Genomic DNA, 13,593 nt, shown 5'->3' with positions numbered 1-13,593 from the left:
ACCGGGCTGAATCTGATTCCCGTCACAGGTTAGAGTTCAAGGTAGGTGACGTACTGGGGCGAATATTTGCCCAACGCGTTACTTCATCCTAAGCTCGACCGATCACACAACGTTCACGACCATGTCCGCAAATCCGGCTGCATCCTCGTCCGTCATGCGTCGCACCAACAGCCCGCTGCTGCCGGACGGTGCCACCATCGAACGCTTCCTGGCCCACTGCCACCGCCGCCGCTATCCCTCGCGGACCGACGTCTTCCGCCCGGGCGACCCGGCCAGCACGCTGTACTACATCGTGTCGGGCTCGGTCAGCATAATTACGGAAGAAGATGACGGCCGCGAGCTGGTGCTGGGCTACTTCGGCCCCGGCGAGTTCGTCGGCGAGCTGGGCCTGTTCATCGCCAGCGACCAGCGGGAAGTGATCCTGCGCACGCGCAGCACCTGCGAGCTGGCCGAAATCGGCCACGAGCGCCTCTACGACCTGCTTCTGACCCGCCTCTCGCTGGACGCGCCGAAGCTCCTGTACGCCATCGGCGCGCAGATCTCCCGCCGTTTACTGGACACCAGCAGGAAAGCCGGCCGCCTGGCATTCCTCGACGTGACCGACCGCATCGTCCGCGCCCTGCACGACCTGGCGAAGGAACCCGAGGCGATGAGCCATCCGCAGGGCACCCAGATCCGCGTCTCGCGCCAGGAGCTTTCGCGCCTGGTGGGCTGCTCGCGCGAAATGGCCGGCCGCGTGCTCAAGAAGCTGCAGGCCGACGGCAAGCTGCACGCCCGCGGCAAGACCGTCGTCCTCTACGGCACGCGCTGACCGCGTGGGCCGCGCCGGCGCACCCGACGATGCCGTAACGGCCCGGGTGCGCCAGGCCGAACTGGGCGATGCGAGCGATGTTGCCCGGCTCCTCGGCGAACTGGGCTACCCCTGTTCCCGGGACGAAGCCGCCGAGCGCATCGCCGTCGTCCGCCACGACCCGCGCCAGCATCTGCTGCTGGCCGAGATCGATGGCGACGCCAGCGGGCTGATTTCCCTCTACACCCTCTACTCGGTCGTGCACGGCTACGAAGTCGCGCGCATCACCGGTCTGGTCGTGATGCCGGAGGAACAGGGAAAGGGCGTCGGCCGTCGCCTGTTGCGCGAAGTCGAATCGATCTGCCGCCGCTACGGCGTGCGCCGCATCGAAGTCACCAGCAACGCGAGCCGCACCGAGGCCCATGCCTTCTATCGCCAGTGCGGTTACATTGACCGCTCGCTGCGCTTCGTGAAGGCGCTCGGCGACTGACACGATCCACCAGGGGGAAAACTCGATGCTGTGCCCGAAATGCGACGCGACCATGCAGTCGCTCGAACTTCCGTACGTCCGCTCGCTCCGCTGCTCGCAGTGCCACGGCCTGTGGGTCGCCGTCGGCGAGGAGCGTGAGCTGGTCGCCTCCGCCGCACAGGTCGACACCGGCGATGTCGCCGTCGGCGCGCACTACAACGGCATCGACCGCATCACCTGCCCGAGCTGCACCGGCGACACGCAGCTGATCCGCATGGTCGACGCCGCGCAGCCGCACATCTGGTTCGAAAGCTGCGGCGTCTGCTTCGGCCGCTTCTACGACGCCGGAGAACTGCGCGACACCGCCGAGCACACCATCGCCGAGTTCCTTCGCAACCTCGACGCGCCCGAGCGCGTGTGAGCCGCGCGCGGCGGCTCAGCCCCGGACGGGGTCTCCGCCGCGCCCCACGCATCCCCAGTTGAGGATCGGCGTGCCCGGCGGCAGCACGCGCCGGAACATCGCCACGCGCCGACGCTTCGGATTGACCACCACCGGCTTGCGCGCGGCCTTGAGCAGCGGCAGGTCCGCGCTGCTGTCCGAATACGCGACGGCGATCTGGTCGTAACCGGCGTCCCAGATCATCCGCATCTTGTTCTCGTGGTGGCAGTGCTCGACGGTGATCATGCCGCCGAGGAACGGTCCGCCGATGCTGCCGATCACCGGCAGGTCCTCGTGCGCGACGAAATCGAGGATCGCGCGCGCCAGTTCAGGCGACGCGCCGGTGGCGATGATCACGCGATCGCCCGCGTCGCGATGCTTCTGCAGCACCTTCAGCGCGATCGGCAGCAGCCGCGCCCGGATCTCCTTCGCGTGCTTGCGCACGTAAAGGTCGATCAGCCGGTCCATCTCGTGCCGGCGATGCGTGCCGAAGGTCGCGATCCACAGGTACACCGAGATCGCATGGCGGCGCGTCGGCAGCCACGCGATCAGCGGCAGCAACACCGGCGACAGCGCGATGGCCGCGGCGACACGCGCCCAGTGGCGCTTGATCAGCCACAGCACCAGGTGGCTGCCGGAGTCGCCGTCGTACAGCGTGTGGTCGAAATCGAACACCACCAGCGGCGCGTACGGGCGTTCGGCGCTGCCGGCGTCGCCGGTCGTGGCAACGGCGGCCGCACCGGGCAGGTGCTCGATGCCTTCGGGCGCGGGTCCGGTCGTGTTCATGCGGCGAACAGGCGCTGGAGCGCGGCGCCGGGCTCGGCTTCGCGCATGAAGGATTCGCCGACCAGGAACGTCTGCACACCCGCCTCGCGCATTTTCGCGACGTCGGCCTGCTTGGCGATGCCGCTCTCGGTGACCAGCGTGCGGTCGCGCGGCACGGCGCCCTTCAGCGCGAGCGTGGTGTCGAGCGACACCTCGAACGTGCGCAGGTTGCGGTTGTTCACGCCGATGAGCTCGCAGTCCGTCTGCAACGCGCGCTCGAGTTCGTCGATGTCGTGCACTTCCACCAGTACGTCCATGCCGAGCTCCATGGCGAGGTTGGCCATCTCCACCATCGGGCCGTCCTCCAGCGCGGCGACGATCAGCAGGATCGCGTCGGCGCCGATCACGCGCGCTTCGTACACCTGGTACGGGTCGATGGTGAAATCCTTGCGCAGCACCGGCAACGAACACGCGGCGCGCGCTTCGCCCAGGTAGAGGTTGCTGCCCTGGAAGAAATCGACGTCGGTCAGGACCGACAGGCACGCCGCGCCGCCGGCCTCGTAACTGCGGGCGATCTGCGCGGGATTGAAGTCCTTGCGGATCAGCCCCTTCGACGGGCTCGCCTTCTTCACTTCCGCGATCACCGCCGCCTCGCCCGCGGCGTGCTTGCGACGGATCGCGTCGACGAAACCGCGCGTGGGCGGTTGCTGCAGCGCGCGGGCGCGCATGTCTTCGAGCGGCCGCACGCGGCTGCGCTGCTGGATCTCCTCGACCTTGCGGGCCAGGATCGTGTTGAGGATGTCGCTCATTCGGAAGGCTTGGAGTGCATTGCAGGCTTGCCATACGCGCGTTCGACTTTCGCCACGCGCAGTTCGAAATGTTCGTACCAGTGCACGCGGCCGTACTTGCGCGTGGCGGCGTGCTCGGCGTGCTGTCGCCACGCGGCGATCGCCGCTTCGCTGTCCCAGTACGAGACGGTGATGCCGAAACCGTCCGCGCCGCGCGTGGACTCCACGCCGAGGAATCCCGGTTGCCCGGCGGCGAGTTCCACCATGCGGTCCGCCGCTTCTCCGTAGCCGGCGTCGTCGTCGCCGTTGCGGAGTGAGGAGAAGATCACCGCGTAGTACGGCGGGGCCGGCAGGCGGGCGAACGCGTTGTCCATCAGGCGTCCACCGCTTCGCTGGCGAGTTCGCGCGTGGTGGCGACGAACTCCTCCAGCTTGCGCCTGGCCGCGCCGGAGGCGAGCGCCGCACGCGCGCGCTCGATGCCTTCGGCGATGCTGTCGGCCACGCCGGCGGCGTAGATCGCCGCGCCGGCGTTGAACGCGACGATCTCGCGCGGCAGCCCGGCCTCGTCGTTGAGCGCCTGCATCAGCAGCACCTTCGACTCGGCCGCATCGTTGACGCGCAGGTTCCGGCTGGCGGCCATCGCGATGCCGAAATCCTCCGGATGCACCTCGTACTCGCGCACGACGCCGTCGCGCAGCTCGCCCACGAGGCTGCCGGCGCCGAGCGACAGCTCGTCCATGCCGTCGCGGCCCCACACCACCAGCGCGCGCTTGGCGCCCAGTTCCTGCAGCACGCGCACCTGGATGCCCACCAGGTCGGGATGGAACACGCCCATCAGGATGCTCGGCGCGCCGGCGGGATTGGTCAGCGGCCCGAGGATGTTGAACATCGTGCGCACGCCCATCTCGCGACGCACGGGCGAGACGACCTTCATCGCCGGATGGTGGATCGGCGCGAACATGAAGCCGATGCCGCAGCGCTCGATGCAGCGCGCGACCTGCGCGGGCTGCAGTTCGATCGACGCACCCAGCGCTTCCAGCGCGTCGGCGCTGCCGGACTTCGACGACACGCTGCGGTTGCCGTGCTTGGCGACCTTCGCGCCTGCCGCGGCGACCACGAACATGCTCGCCGTCGAGATGTTGAAGGTGTTCGCGCCGTCACCGCCGGTGCCGACGATGTCGACGAGGTGCTCGCGATCGGCGACGTCCACGGGCCGTGCGAACTCGCGCAGCACCGTCGCCGCGCCGGCGATCTCGCCGACGGTTTCCTTCTTCACGCGCAGGCCGGTGAGGATTGCCGCGGTCATCGTCGGCGAGACCTCGCCGCGCATGATCATGCGCATCAGCTCGACCATCTCGTCGTGGAAGATTTCACGATGCTCGATGGTGCGTTGCAGGGCTTCTTGCGGGGTGATGGGCATGGGCGTGGTGGCAGGCGGTGGACGGGCGTCTCGGGGCCGGGAAGAACGAAACGATAGCAGCTGTGGCGGGCACGCCGTGGCGTTTCGCAACCCGCACTTGGCCCTCATCGGTCCAGGAAGTTCTTCAGCAGCGCGTGGCCGTGTTCGGTGAGGATGGACTCGGGGTGGAACTGCACGCCTTCCACCGGGTGTTCGCGATGGCGCAGCCCCATGATCTCGTCGAAGGCGGGCGCGCCGTCCTCGCCTTCGACCTCGGTCCAGGCGGTGATTTCCAGGCAGTCGGGCAGCGTGTCGCGCGAGACCACCAGCGAGTGGTAGCGCGTGGCCTCGTAGCCGTCGGGCAGCCCGGCGAACACCCCGCGGCCCTCGTGGCGGATGCGCGAGGTCTTGCCGTGCATGATCCGCTTGGCGCGGACGACGTCGCCGCCGTACGCCTGCCCCAGGCTCTGGTGCCCCAGGCACACGCCGAACACCGGGATGCGCGGGCCGAGCTCGCGGATCACCTCGACGCAGACGCCGGCTTCGTTCGGCGTGCACGGGCCCGGCGAGACGACGATGCGCTCCGGCGCCAGCGCATCGATCTGCGCCACGCTCAGCTCATCGTTGCGGATCACCTTCACCTCGGCGCCCAGCGCCTGGAGGTACTGCACGAGGTTGTAGGTAAAGCTGTCGTAGTTGTCGATCATCAACAGCATCGGCGCGGGCTCGGGTTCGGGTTCGACGTGGACGCAGCGCGATCGGCCCGCTCGGCGTCGGGCCGGCAGGAGCGGTGCGATGGGGTGGCGTGGTGCGCGGCCGGGGGGCCGGCGGATGGTCAGTGCGTGGGGCGGGAAACACTCGGCAGTTCCTTGGACGACATCGAGGGGCGGACGGCAGCCAACGGCCACCATCGCCAACCCTGGTCGGCTTTTCGGAACTGGGAGGGACGCACGATCATGGCCCTACTCTAGCGGCTCGGCCCGCCCGATGCGACCCGCATCGCCGGCGAGCGGCAGCGTCACCTGCACGCGCAGGCCCGGCGCGCGGTCGATCAGTGCGATGCGGCCGCCATGGCGGTGCACGATCGCGCGCACCAGGCTCAGGCCCAGGCCGCTGCCGGGCGTACCGCGATGGGTCTCCAGCCGCTGGAACCGGTCGAAGACCCGTTCGCGATCGGCCTCGGGAATGCCCGGCCCTTCGTCGTCCACGCACAGCACGGCCGCCACGCCCGCCTGCAGCGTCAGCCCGACCCGGCTGCCTTCCGGCGCATGCTTCAGCGCGTTGTCGAGCAGGTTCACCAGCATCTGGAACAACTGGTCGCGATCGCCCCGCACGAGTGCGGGCGACAGCGTCAGCGCCAGGCGCACCGAACGCTCCGCGCCGATCGGCGTGTAGAGCTCGGCCGCGTCGGCGACCAGCGCCGAGAGATCCAGCTCCGGGCCCTCGCCCGCCGGCGGTTGGGCCTCGATGCGCGCCAGGCGCAGCAGGGCACCGAAGGTGGTGAGCAGCTGGTCGGTTTCCTGCACGGCGCCGTCGAGCGCCGCGCGTCCGGCGGGCGACGCGTCGCTGCGATGGCGCAGGTCTTCCAGCCGATTGCGCAATCGCGTGAGCGGCGTCCGCAGGTCGTGCGCGATGTGGTCGGTCGCGTGGCGCACACCGCCGAGCAGTTCCTCGATGCGGTCGAGCATGGCGTTGAAGCGGCGTCCGAGGCGGTCGAACGCGTCGCCGCTGCCGTCCAGCGGCACGCGCAGGCCGAGTTCGCCGGCACCCACGCGCGCGGCCGTCCGGTCCAGATGACTCAACCGGTGCGAGACCCAGCGCGACGTGAGCCAGCCGGCGAGCGCGCCCAACGTCGCGGCGACCGCCAGCGCGACCATCGCCGTGCGCAGCATCAACGCAAGGAAGCGATCCTGCGATTGCAGGCGCAGTCCGGTCAGCAAGGTCTCGCCGCCCGGCAGCGGCTGCAGCTGCGCGAGCACGCGGCGCGACTGCACGCCGTCGTCGGGCACCGCGTCGCCTACGAGTTCGAACGTCATCCAGCGCACGCTTCGACCCGCGCGCATCGCGTGCGCGTTCGTCGACACCGCATCGCCAACCTCGACGCGCCCGTCGGCGGCAATCAGTGCGTACACCGCGTCGGGATCGTCCGGCGCTTCCAGGCGGTCGCGCAGTTCCTGCACGAGCGCCGCGCGGCCGCTGTCGCGCTGCAGCTGCAGCAGCCCGGCGGCGTCGGTGCGCACGAGTTCGCGCGCGTCCTGCAGCAGCAGCGTCGACACCGCGACGTACACGCCGGTGCCGAGCAACACGAAGGCGAGCAGGAACGCGCCCATCACCGCGAGCGCCAGGCGCGTGCTGGTGGAGCGCAGCGGCCGCGTCATTCGCCCAGCCGGTAGCCGGCGCCGCGCACGGTGTGCAGCAGCGGGCGCTCGAAGCCGTGGTCGATCTTCTGCCGCAGCCGGCTGATGTGCACGTCGATGACGTTGGTCTGCGGATCGAAGTGGTAGTCCCACACCGCTTCCAGCAGCATCGTGCGCGTGACGACGCGACCGGCCTGGCGCATCAGGTATTCGAGCAGGCGGAATTCGCGCGGCTGCAGCTCGATGCGCTTGCCGGCACGTCGTGCATCGCGGCCGAGCAGGTCCAGTTCGAGATCGCCCACCGCCAACCGCGTTGGTTCGCGCTGCGCGTCCTCGCGCTGCCGGCGCGCGATGCTGTCCAGCCGCGCGCTCAGTTCCGAATAGGCGAAGGGTTTGACGAGGTAATCGTCGGCGCCGGCGCGCAGGCCCTCGACGCGATGGTCCACTTCGCCCAGCGCGGTGAGCAGCAGCAGCGGCGTACGGTTTCCGGCGCCGCGCAGGGTCTGCAGCAGCACCAGGCCATCGAGGGCGGGAAGCAGGCGATCGAGCACGATGGCGTCGAAGTTTTCCGTCGTCGCGAGGAACAACCCCTGCTTGCCGTCGCCGGCGTGTTCGACGGTGTGTCCGTCCTCGCGCAGCCCCTTGCCGATGAAGGCGGCGGTGTGGGGATCGTCTTCGATCAGCAGGACGCGCATGGCAACTCCGGAAGGCAAAAAAAGGATACCCCGACGGTGCTCACCGCCGGGGTATCCGCCCGCATTGCACGGGCTCCGGGGACGTTGGAGCGATCAGCCCTTCTTGGCGTCGCTCTTGGTGGCGGGGGCGGCGGCCTTCTTGCCGGCATGCTTGTGCTTGGAGACGGTGCCCTTGGCCGGGGCGGTCGACGACGCGGGCGCGGCCGGCGCGGTGCTCGGCGGTGCGGCCAGGGCGGAACCGGCCAGTGCGGTCAGGGCGACGGCGAACAGGGACTTGCGCAGGTTCATGGGTGACTCCTTGGTAAGACGCGGGATGATGCGGACGAGGATCTGTGCCGGTCGGGTCTGTCTTCCCGACCGCAGGATCAGACTGCGCCCACGCGCCTCACCGGAGGATTTCCGGGGGATTAACTATCGGTAATGTTATGAAGGCGAGCGCTGGGTGACGCATCGAGAAGCGTCAGTTCAACGGCAGCCTCGAAGGACCGTCACCCGGCGAAGGCCGGGATCCAGGCCGTCACGCCGTCCGACAGAAGCGCGCACCGTAAGAAGATCCGCCGCCAGCCTGGGTCCCGGCCTTCGCCGGGATGACGTGTGGGGTGGGATCGGCGCAATACGCCTTCGATCAGCGCGCCAGCAGCGAACCGCCCTACGCCACCCCACTCCCCCGCCGCAGCGGCACCGGCGCGGTCGCGATGCGCGCCTTCAGGTCCGCCATCGTGCCGGGCAGCACGACGAGGTAGGTGATCAGCTGCTCCGCCAGCTCCAGCAGCAGTTCGGCGTTGGCCTTGTCGATCGTCGTCTCGTCCTCGAACTGCCGTCCGAACGTGCCGCTGGGCGCGAGCAGCTGCGCGATGTCCTGCAGCGGTCGCGACAGGTCGACGTCGTGCGGCAGCGCTTCGAGCTTGCGCGTGAGCGACAGCTCGGCCTTCTCCTCCGCGAGCATGCGCGCGGTCAACCCGCCAAGCAGATGCCGCACGATCAGCGAACTCGCGCCCCACTCGGCGTGGTTGTACAGCTTCAGCGCCGACTCGTAACTGCGCGCGAGCGGCGCCGACATCGCATGCAGGTGTTCGACGCCAGCCATCGGTTCGCGTCCGCCGAACCCGGGATGACAGAACAGTCCGCCGGACTTGTTGGTGCCGTCATCGGCGAGCAGTTGCACGAACAGCACCGTGTGCTCGCAACGCGTGCATTCCAATTCGCTCGCCGCCAGTTGCCGGCCGTGTTCCTGCCACGGCCGCGCCTCGAACACCGCCTCCTTCAGGCAGTGCGGGCAGAGCATCTCGACCGTGCGCGGGAACGTGTTGGAAAAACGCGACTGGACGAGAGCGTCGTGGACGAGCTGCATGGCCGTCTCCTTCCCGCGTTGTCGATGTCGGTGACACCGTGCACGGCAGTGAAGCGCGCCGTTTGTGAACATAACGTTGCGGGCGCCAACACACGGCCGCATCCGCGTTCGACGGGTGAATGCCGCGTGAGAATGCGCCGCGGCCTCTTAGCGCGGCGCACGGACACCGCCGCCCTACAGCCCCTTGGCCGCCTGCGCGACGGCGCGGAACAGCGCGCGCCCCTTGTTCATCGTCTCCTCCCATTCCATCGCGGGATCGGAGTCGTAGACGATGCCGGCGCCGGCCTGCACGTACAGGCGGCCGTCCTGGATGACGGCGGTGCGGATCGCGATCGCGGTGTCGGCATCGCCGCTGCGACCGGGTTCGCCCCAGCCGAGATAGCCGATGGAACCGGCGTAGACGTTGCGCTTGATCGGCTCCAGTTCGCGGATCACTTCCAGCGCGCGGATCTTCGGCGCGCCGCTGACGGTGCCCGCCGGGAACGTCGCGCGCAGCACGTCGGCGTAGCTCAGGCCCGGCTTCAGCGTGCCGGTCACTTCGCTGACGATGTGCATGACGTGGCTGTAGCGCTCGATCACGAACTGCTCGCCGACTTCCACCGTGCCCGCTTCGGACACGCGGCCGACGTCGTTGCGCCCCAGGTCGATCAGCATCAGGTGCTCGGCGCGCTCCTTCGGATCGGCCAGCAGTTCGGCCTCCAGTTCCGCATCGCGCTCCGGCGTGTCGCCACGCGGACGCGTGCCGGCGATCGGGCGCACGGTGACGGTGCCGTTTTGCAGGCGCACGAGGATTTCCGGCGAGGAACCCACGACCTGCGTGCCGCCCACGTCGAGGTAGTACATGTACGGCGACGGATTCAGCGCACGCAGCGCGCGATACACGTCGACGGGGCGCGCCTTGAACGGCACCGACAGCCGCTGGCTCAGCACGACCTGGAAGATGTCGCCGGCGCGGATGTATTCCTTGGACTTCTCCACCGCGTCGATGAAGCCTTCGCGCGTGAAGCCGGAAACGAAATCGGCCTCGTCCAGCAGGCGGCCTTCCAGCGTTTCGGGGTACCCCGGACCGCCCTGTCGAAGGCGATGCACCAGTTCGTCCAGGCGGCGGTTCGCGCGCGCCATCGCACGCGGTTCGGACGGATCGGCGTGCACGATCAGGTACAGCCGCCCCTTGAGGTTGTCGAACACCGCCAGCTCGTCGCTCTGCATCAGCAGGATGTCGGGCGTGCCGAGCTCGTCTTCCTTCTCGCCCCTCGCGAAACGCGGCTCGATGTACTGGATCGACTCGAAACCGAACCAGCCCACCAGGCCACCGGTGAATCCCGGCAGGCCCGGGATCGTCGGCACGCTGTGCATCGCGCGCAGGCGTTCGACTTCGGCGAACGGATCCTCGACGACGCGGCTTTCGACCAGTTCGCCGTCTTCGGTGACGAACAGCGTGTGCCCGGCGAACGCGTACACCCGGCGCGCAGGCAGGCCGATGATCGAATAGCGGCCGAAACGCTCGCCGCCTTCGACCGATTCGAACAGGTAGGTGTGCGGGCCGTCGGCGAGTTTGAGGTAGACCGACAGCGGCGTGTCGAGGTCGCTCAGGACTTCGCGGACGACGGGGACGAGGGTGTGGGCGTTGGCGGTTTGCGAGGCGGTGTCAGGCGAAAACGGATCGGAGGTCACGCGGCATTTCCTTTGGATTCGATGGGAGGCGGCAGGCGACGCACGGTCGCCATCGCCCCTCCGCACCGAGGCGGAAATGCGGTTTCGTCTGACGGAGGCAGGGCACGGCGCTCATCGCCCTTACTGTACCGGTTCAGCGCAGCGCGAGGCGAGCCGGCGCCAGCAGCGGACAGTGTTCGGGCAGGTGCATGCGCAGCCGCGCCGGCACGCAGGCAATGGCGAAACGACTCGCCTGCACCGGCTCGCCATCGAGGTTCAACGCCATCGGCTCGTCGGACTCGACCGTGACCGCGCGCATGCGGCCGCGTTCGCCGACGCGTTCGAGCGCGGCGCCGCGTCCTTCGCGCATCAGCGTGGCGACGGTCGTGCCCAGCTCGCCTTCGAGTTCGGGAATCACGGTGAGATCGAGCAGGCCATCGTCGATGCGCGCATCCGGGCACAGGATCTGCCCGCCGCCCGCCTGCCGTCCGTTGCCGATGCCCAGCGCGATGAGCGCGCCGCGCCAGTCGAAGCCTTCGCCGTGGATGTGCGCGGTAATGGGTTCGATGCGCCCCATCCGCGCGATGCCGGTCACCAGGTAGGCGAGCCCGCCCAGGAGTTTCTTGAGGCCGTCGTCGGTTTCCACCGTCACTTCCGTGCCGAAACCGCCACTGGCGAGATTGACGCACCAGTGGCGCTCGCCGTCGGCTTCCACACGCAGCATGTCGATGGCGTGCGCTTTGGAATCGGCGATCAGCTGCAACGCTTCGCGCGGATAGGTCGGGATCGTCGCCGCGGTGGCGAAATCGTTCGCCGTGCCCAGCGGCATCGCCGCGAGCGCAGGCAATGCGTCGGCCTCCTCGTGGCGCTCGGAAAGCGCCGCGGCGACTTCGCCCAGCGTGCCGTCGCCGCCGGCGGCGATCACGCATCGCACGCCGTCATCGATCGCCTCGTCGACGTAACGCAAGGCGTCGCCGCGTTCCCAGGTGACACGCACGTCCAGCGTGACGCCGCCGGCGCGCATCGCCTCGACGGCGTCGCGCACCTCGTCGTTTCCGGCGGATTTTCCGTTGAGGATCAGGCGCCAGTGCGTCGCCATCGTCGTGTCGTGTGGGGAGTCCGCGTGCAGGCTAAACATCCGCCGCGTGAGTCATCGTGAACAGGCGAGGGAGACGAAAGCGACCGGCGATCGCGTCACACATCCGTCATCGAACGTCCGGAGAATCAGAGTCCATTCTCAGGGACGACGGACGGAGGCGGGATTGCCTCCAAGCCTTCCGGGGCAGGCCAGCGATGGCCTGCCCTTTCTGCTTTAACGCACCCGCTGAACGCGGTCAGCGCAGGTCCGTGTCGGCGAGGACGACGCCGTCCTCGTCCGCGCACAGCCAGTCGCCCGGGCGGATGCGCACGCCGCCGAATTCCACTTCGACATCGCGCTCGCCCGCACCGAGCTTGTCGGTCTTGCGCGGGCAGGTGCCCAGCGCCTTCACGCCCAGCGCGATGGTCGCGATCGCGTCGCTGTCGCGGATCGCACCGAACACGAGCACGCCGGCCCAGCCGTTTTCCGCGGCCTTCGCGGCAAGGAGGTCGCCGATCATCGCGCGGCGCATCGAACCACCGCCGTCGATCACCAGCACGCGGCCCTGCCCCGGTTCTTCGACCGCCTCGCGCACGCGCGAGTTGTCCTCGATGGCGCGCACCGTGCTGACCATCCCGTTGAACGCGATGCGGCCGCCGAAATCCTGCAGCGGCAGCTCGAGCACGCGCACCTGCGCGTCGTGGAGATCGCACAGGTCGCAGGTTTTCATCCGCGCACCTTCGACACCGCGTCCTTCATGCGCGAGATGACGTCCGCGTAATCGGGCGCATTGAAGATGGCCGAGCCCGCGACGAAGGTGTCGGCACCGGCGGCGGCGATCTCGGCGATGTTGTCGGCCTTCACGCCACCGTCGATTTCCAGGCGGATCGGCTTGCCGCTCGCATCGATCATCTGTCGCACGCGACGCAGTTTTTCCAGCGCGGACGGAATGAAACTCTGGCCGCCGAAACCGGGGTTGACCGACATCAGCAGCACCATGTCGAGCTCATCGAGCACCCATTCGAGCACGTCGACCGGCGTGGCCGGATTGAGCACCAGGCCAGCCTGGCAACCGTGCGACCTGATCAGCTGGATCGTGCGGTGCACATGCGCGCTGGCCTCGGGATGGAAGCTGATCAGCGTGGCGCCGGCCTTGGCGAAATCGGGAACGATGCGATCCACCGGTTCCACCATCAGGTGCACGTCGATCGGCGCGGTGATGCCGTGCTTGCGCAGCGCCTCGCACACCATCGGCCCGATGGTGAGGTTGGGCACGTAGTGGTTGTCCATCACGTCGAAGTGCACCCAGTCGGCACCGGCCTTGAGCACGTTGTCGACTTCCTCGCCGAGCCTGGCGAAGTTGGCCGAGAGGATGGACGGGGCGATGACGGTGGATTGCATGGGCAGTGCTCGGGTTCGGAGGGGGTCAGCGCCGCTTGCGCAGCGTCTTGATGCGGTCGTAGGCCTGGTTGATCTCGCGGGCGCGGACCTCGGCCTGCTCGCGCAGCTCGGCGGCGGCGCCGGCGACGCGGTCGGGGTGGTACTGCGACATCAGCCGGCGATAGGCCTGGTCGACTTCGGCGTCGGTCGCGTCCGGGGTCAGGCCCAGCGCGGCATACGGGTTGTCCCGGCGCAGCTTGAACCAGTCGGTGTCGAAGGCATGGCCGATGAGCAGCCCGATGAGGGCGCCGAACAGCGGGTTGGTGCGGAACAGTGCGGCACCCGCGAAGAAGCCCAGCAGCTTGCCGTACCAGCGTTTCATCGTCCTCCCCGCGGGCTCGCGGTCGCCTGTTTAGGTCCTTGGACAGT

17 protein-coding genes are annotated in these 13,593 nt (G+C 68.8%); 3 read left to right on the top strand and 14 right to left on the bottom strand.

Annotated elements, in window-relative coordinates; genetic code table 11:
* Nucleotides 1-154 precede the first annotated feature (154 nt).
* The 3 genes from crp to LA521A_RS03245 are packed head-to-tail and all read left to right on the top strand — an operon-like array spanning nucleotide 155 to nucleotide 1,680.
* Entirely contained in the window at nucleotides 155-811 is a 657-nt protein-coding gene (crp, locus tag LA521A_RS03255; RefSeq protein ID WP_281780954.1) for a cAMP-activated global transcriptional regulator CRP, read from the top strand.
* A 4-nt stretch (nucleotides 812-815) separates the two neighbouring features.
* Nucleotides 816-1,280, top strand: coding sequence for a GNAT family N-acetyltransferase (locus LA521A_RS03250; RefSeq protein WP_281780953.1), 465 nt, complete (start codon nucleotides 816-818; stop codon nucleotides 1,278-1,280).
* A 52-nt stretch (nucleotides 1,281-1,332) separates the two neighbouring features.
* The gene (locus LA521A_RS03245; protein WP_281780952.1) at nucleotides 1,333-1,680 is read left to right on the top strand and encodes a TFIIB-type zinc ribbon-containing protein; all 348 of its coding nucleotides are present in this window, start codon (nucleotides 1,333-1,335) and stop codon (nucleotides 1,678-1,680) included.
* A gap of 15 nt (nucleotides 1,681-1,695) precedes the next feature.
* On the opposite strand, the gene LA521A_RS03240 is transcribed toward LA521A_RS03245, so the two are convergent.
* The 14 genes from LA521A_RS03240 to LA521A_RS03175 all read right to left on the bottom strand — a co-directional run bounded on the left by LA521A_RS03240 (nucleotide 1,696) and on the right by LA521A_RS03175 (nucleotide 13,546).
* Nucleotides 1,696-2,484: a haloacid dehalogenase-like hydrolase gene (locus LA521A_RS03240; RefSeq protein ID WP_281780951.1), complete on the bottom strand. Its 789-nt coding sequence runs from the start codon at nucleotides 2,482-2,484 to the stop codon at nucleotides 1,696-1,698.
* Nucleotides 2,481-3,272, bottom strand: coding sequence for an indole-3-glycerol phosphate synthase TrpC (gene trpC / locus LA521A_RS03235; RefSeq protein ID WP_281780950.1), 792 nt, complete (start codon nucleotides 3,270-3,272; stop codon nucleotides 2,481-2,483). Before trpC ends, LA521A_RS03240 begins: the two co-directional genes overlap by 4 nt.
* Complete coding sequence (locus LA521A_RS03230) at nucleotides 3,269-3,625, bottom strand: antibiotic biosynthesis monooxygenase family protein (RefSeq protein WP_281780949.1); 357 nt, start codon at nucleotides 3,623-3,625, stop codon at nucleotides 3,269-3,271. Before LA521A_RS03230 ends, trpC begins: the two co-directional genes overlap by 4 nt.
* Entirely contained in the window at nucleotides 3,625-4,671 is a 1,047-nt protein-coding gene (gene trpD / locus LA521A_RS03225) for an anthranilate phosphoribosyltransferase (RefSeq protein ID WP_281780948.1), read from the bottom strand. The genes LA521A_RS03230 and trpD overlap by 1 nt, the downstream gene beginning before the upstream one ends.
* A 104-nt stretch (nucleotides 4,672-4,775) precedes the next feature.
* A complete protein-coding gene (locus tag LA521A_RS03220) occupies nucleotides 4,776-5,366 on the bottom strand; it encodes an anthranilate synthase component II (RefSeq protein ID WP_281780947.1) in 591 nt (196 codons plus the stop codon).
* Between the two features lie 246 nt (nucleotides 5,367-5,612).
* Entirely contained in the window at nucleotides 5,613-7,028 is a 1,416-nt protein-coding gene (locus LA521A_RS03215; protein WP_281780946.1) for a sensor histidine kinase, read from the bottom strand.
* The gene (locus LA521A_RS03210) at nucleotides 7,025-7,702 is read right to left on the bottom strand and encodes a winged helix-turn-helix domain-containing protein (RefSeq protein WP_281780945.1); all 678 of its coding nucleotides are present in this window, start codon (nucleotides 7,700-7,702) and stop codon (nucleotides 7,025-7,027) included. Before LA521A_RS03210 ends, LA521A_RS03215 begins: the two co-directional genes overlap by 4 nt.
* A 93-nt stretch (nucleotides 7,703-7,795) precedes the next feature.
* Nucleotides 7,796-7,990: a hypothetical protein gene (locus tag LA521A_RS03205; protein ID WP_281780944.1), complete on the bottom strand. Its 195-nt coding sequence runs from the start codon at nucleotides 7,988-7,990 to the stop codon at nucleotides 7,796-7,798.
* Between the two features lie 361 nt (nucleotides 7,991-8,351).
* Nucleotides 8,352-9,053 (bottom strand): hypothetical protein, encoded by a 702-nt coding sequence (locus tag LA521A_RS03200; RefSeq protein WP_281780943.1) that lies wholly within the window; start codon nucleotides 9,051-9,053, stop codon nucleotides 8,352-8,354.
* 174 nt (nucleotides 9,054-9,227) lie between these two features.
* Entirely contained in the window at nucleotides 9,228-10,727 is a 1,500-nt protein-coding gene (gene trpE / locus LA521A_RS03195) for an anthranilate synthase component I (RefSeq protein ID WP_281780942.1), read from the bottom strand.
* 133 nt (nucleotides 10,728-10,860) lie between these two features.
* Nucleotides 10,861-11,805, bottom strand: coding sequence for a lipid kinase YegS (yegS, locus tag LA521A_RS03190; protein WP_281780941.1), 945 nt, complete (start codon nucleotides 11,803-11,805; stop codon nucleotides 10,861-10,863).
* Nucleotides 11,806-12,040: 235 nt separating this feature from the next.
* A complete protein-coding gene (rraA, locus tag LA521A_RS03185) occupies nucleotides 12,041-12,514 on the bottom strand; it encodes a ribonuclease E activity regulator RraA (RefSeq protein ID WP_281780940.1) in 474 nt (157 codons plus the stop codon).
* Complete coding sequence (rpe, locus tag LA521A_RS03180; RefSeq protein ID WP_281780939.1) at nucleotides 12,511-13,185, bottom strand: ribulose-phosphate 3-epimerase; 675 nt, start codon at nucleotides 13,183-13,185, stop codon at nucleotides 12,511-12,513. Before rpe ends, rraA begins: the two co-directional genes overlap by 4 nt.
* A gap of 25 nt (nucleotides 13,186-13,210) precedes the next feature.
* Nucleotides 13,211-13,546: a J domain-containing protein gene (locus LA521A_RS03175; protein ID WP_281780938.1), complete on the bottom strand. Its 336-nt coding sequence runs from the start codon at nucleotides 13,544-13,546 to the stop codon at nucleotides 13,211-13,213.
* Nucleotides 13,547-13,593 lie beyond the last annotated feature (47 nt).

Origin of the sequence: Lysobacter auxotrophicus (assembly GCF_027924565.1) — a bacterium.
Taxonomy (GTDB): Bacteria; Pseudomonadota; Gammaproteobacteria; order Xanthomonadales; family Xanthomonadaceae; genus Lysobacter_J; species Lysobacter_J auxotrophicus.
Note: the sequence above shows the minus strand (reverse complement) of the source record. Positions and strands in the feature narration are given on the sequence as shown.

Coding starts and splice junctions, on each gene's coding strand:
- crp (WP_281780954.1), top strand. CDS start 155: ATGCGTCGCACCAACAGCCCGCTGCTGCCGGACGGTGCCACCATCGAA.
- yegS (WP_281780941.1), bottom strand. CDS start 11,805: ATGGCGACGCACTGGCGCCTGATCCTCAACGGAAAATCCGCCGGAAAC.
- LA521A_RS03245 (WP_281780952.1), top strand. CDS start 1,333: ATGCAGTCGCTCGAACTTCCGTACGTCCGCTCGCTCCGCTGCTCGCAG.
- trpD (WP_281780948.1), bottom strand. CDS start 4,671: ATGCCCATCACCCCGCAAGAAGCCCTGCAACGCACCATCGAGCATCGT.
- LA521A_RS03200 (WP_281780943.1), bottom strand. CDS start 9,053: ATGCAGCTCGTCCACGACGCTCTCGTCCAGTCGCGTTTTTCCAACACG.
- trpC (WP_281780950.1), bottom strand. CDS start 3,272: ATGAGCGACATCCTCAACACGATCCTGGCCCGCAAGGTCGAGGAGATC.
- rraA (WP_281780940.1), bottom strand. CDS start 12,514: ATGAAAACCTGCGACCTGTGCGATCTCCACGACGCGCAGGTGCGCGTG.
- LA521A_RS03175 (WP_281780938.1), bottom strand. CDS start 13,546: ATGAAACGCTGGTACGGCAAGCTGCTGGGCTTCTTCGCGGGTGCCGCA.
- LA521A_RS03215 (WP_281780946.1), bottom strand. CDS start 7,028: ATGACGCGGCCGCTGCGCTCCACCAGCACGCGCCTGGCGCTCGCGGTG.
- LA521A_RS03205 (WP_281780944.1), bottom strand. CDS start 7,990: ATGAACCTGCGCAAGTCCCTGTTCGCCGTCGCCCTGACCGCACTGGCC.
- LA521A_RS03230 (WP_281780949.1), bottom strand. CDS start 3,625: ATGGACAACGCGTTCGCCCGCCTGCCGGCCCCGCCGTACTACGCGGTG.
- LA521A_RS03210 (WP_281780945.1), bottom strand. CDS start 7,702: ATGCGCGTCCTGCTGATCGAAGACGATCCCCACACCGCCGCCTTCATC.
- rpe (WP_281780939.1), bottom strand. CDS start 13,185: ATGCAATCCACCGTCATCGCCCCGTCCATCCTCTCGGCCAACTTCGCC.
- LA521A_RS03220 (WP_281780947.1), bottom strand. CDS start 5,366: ATGCTGTTGATGATCGACAACTACGACAGCTTTACCTACAACCTCGTG.
- LA521A_RS03240 (WP_281780951.1), bottom strand. CDS start 2,484: ATGAACACGACCGGACCCGCGCCCGAAGGCATCGAGCACCTGCCCGGT.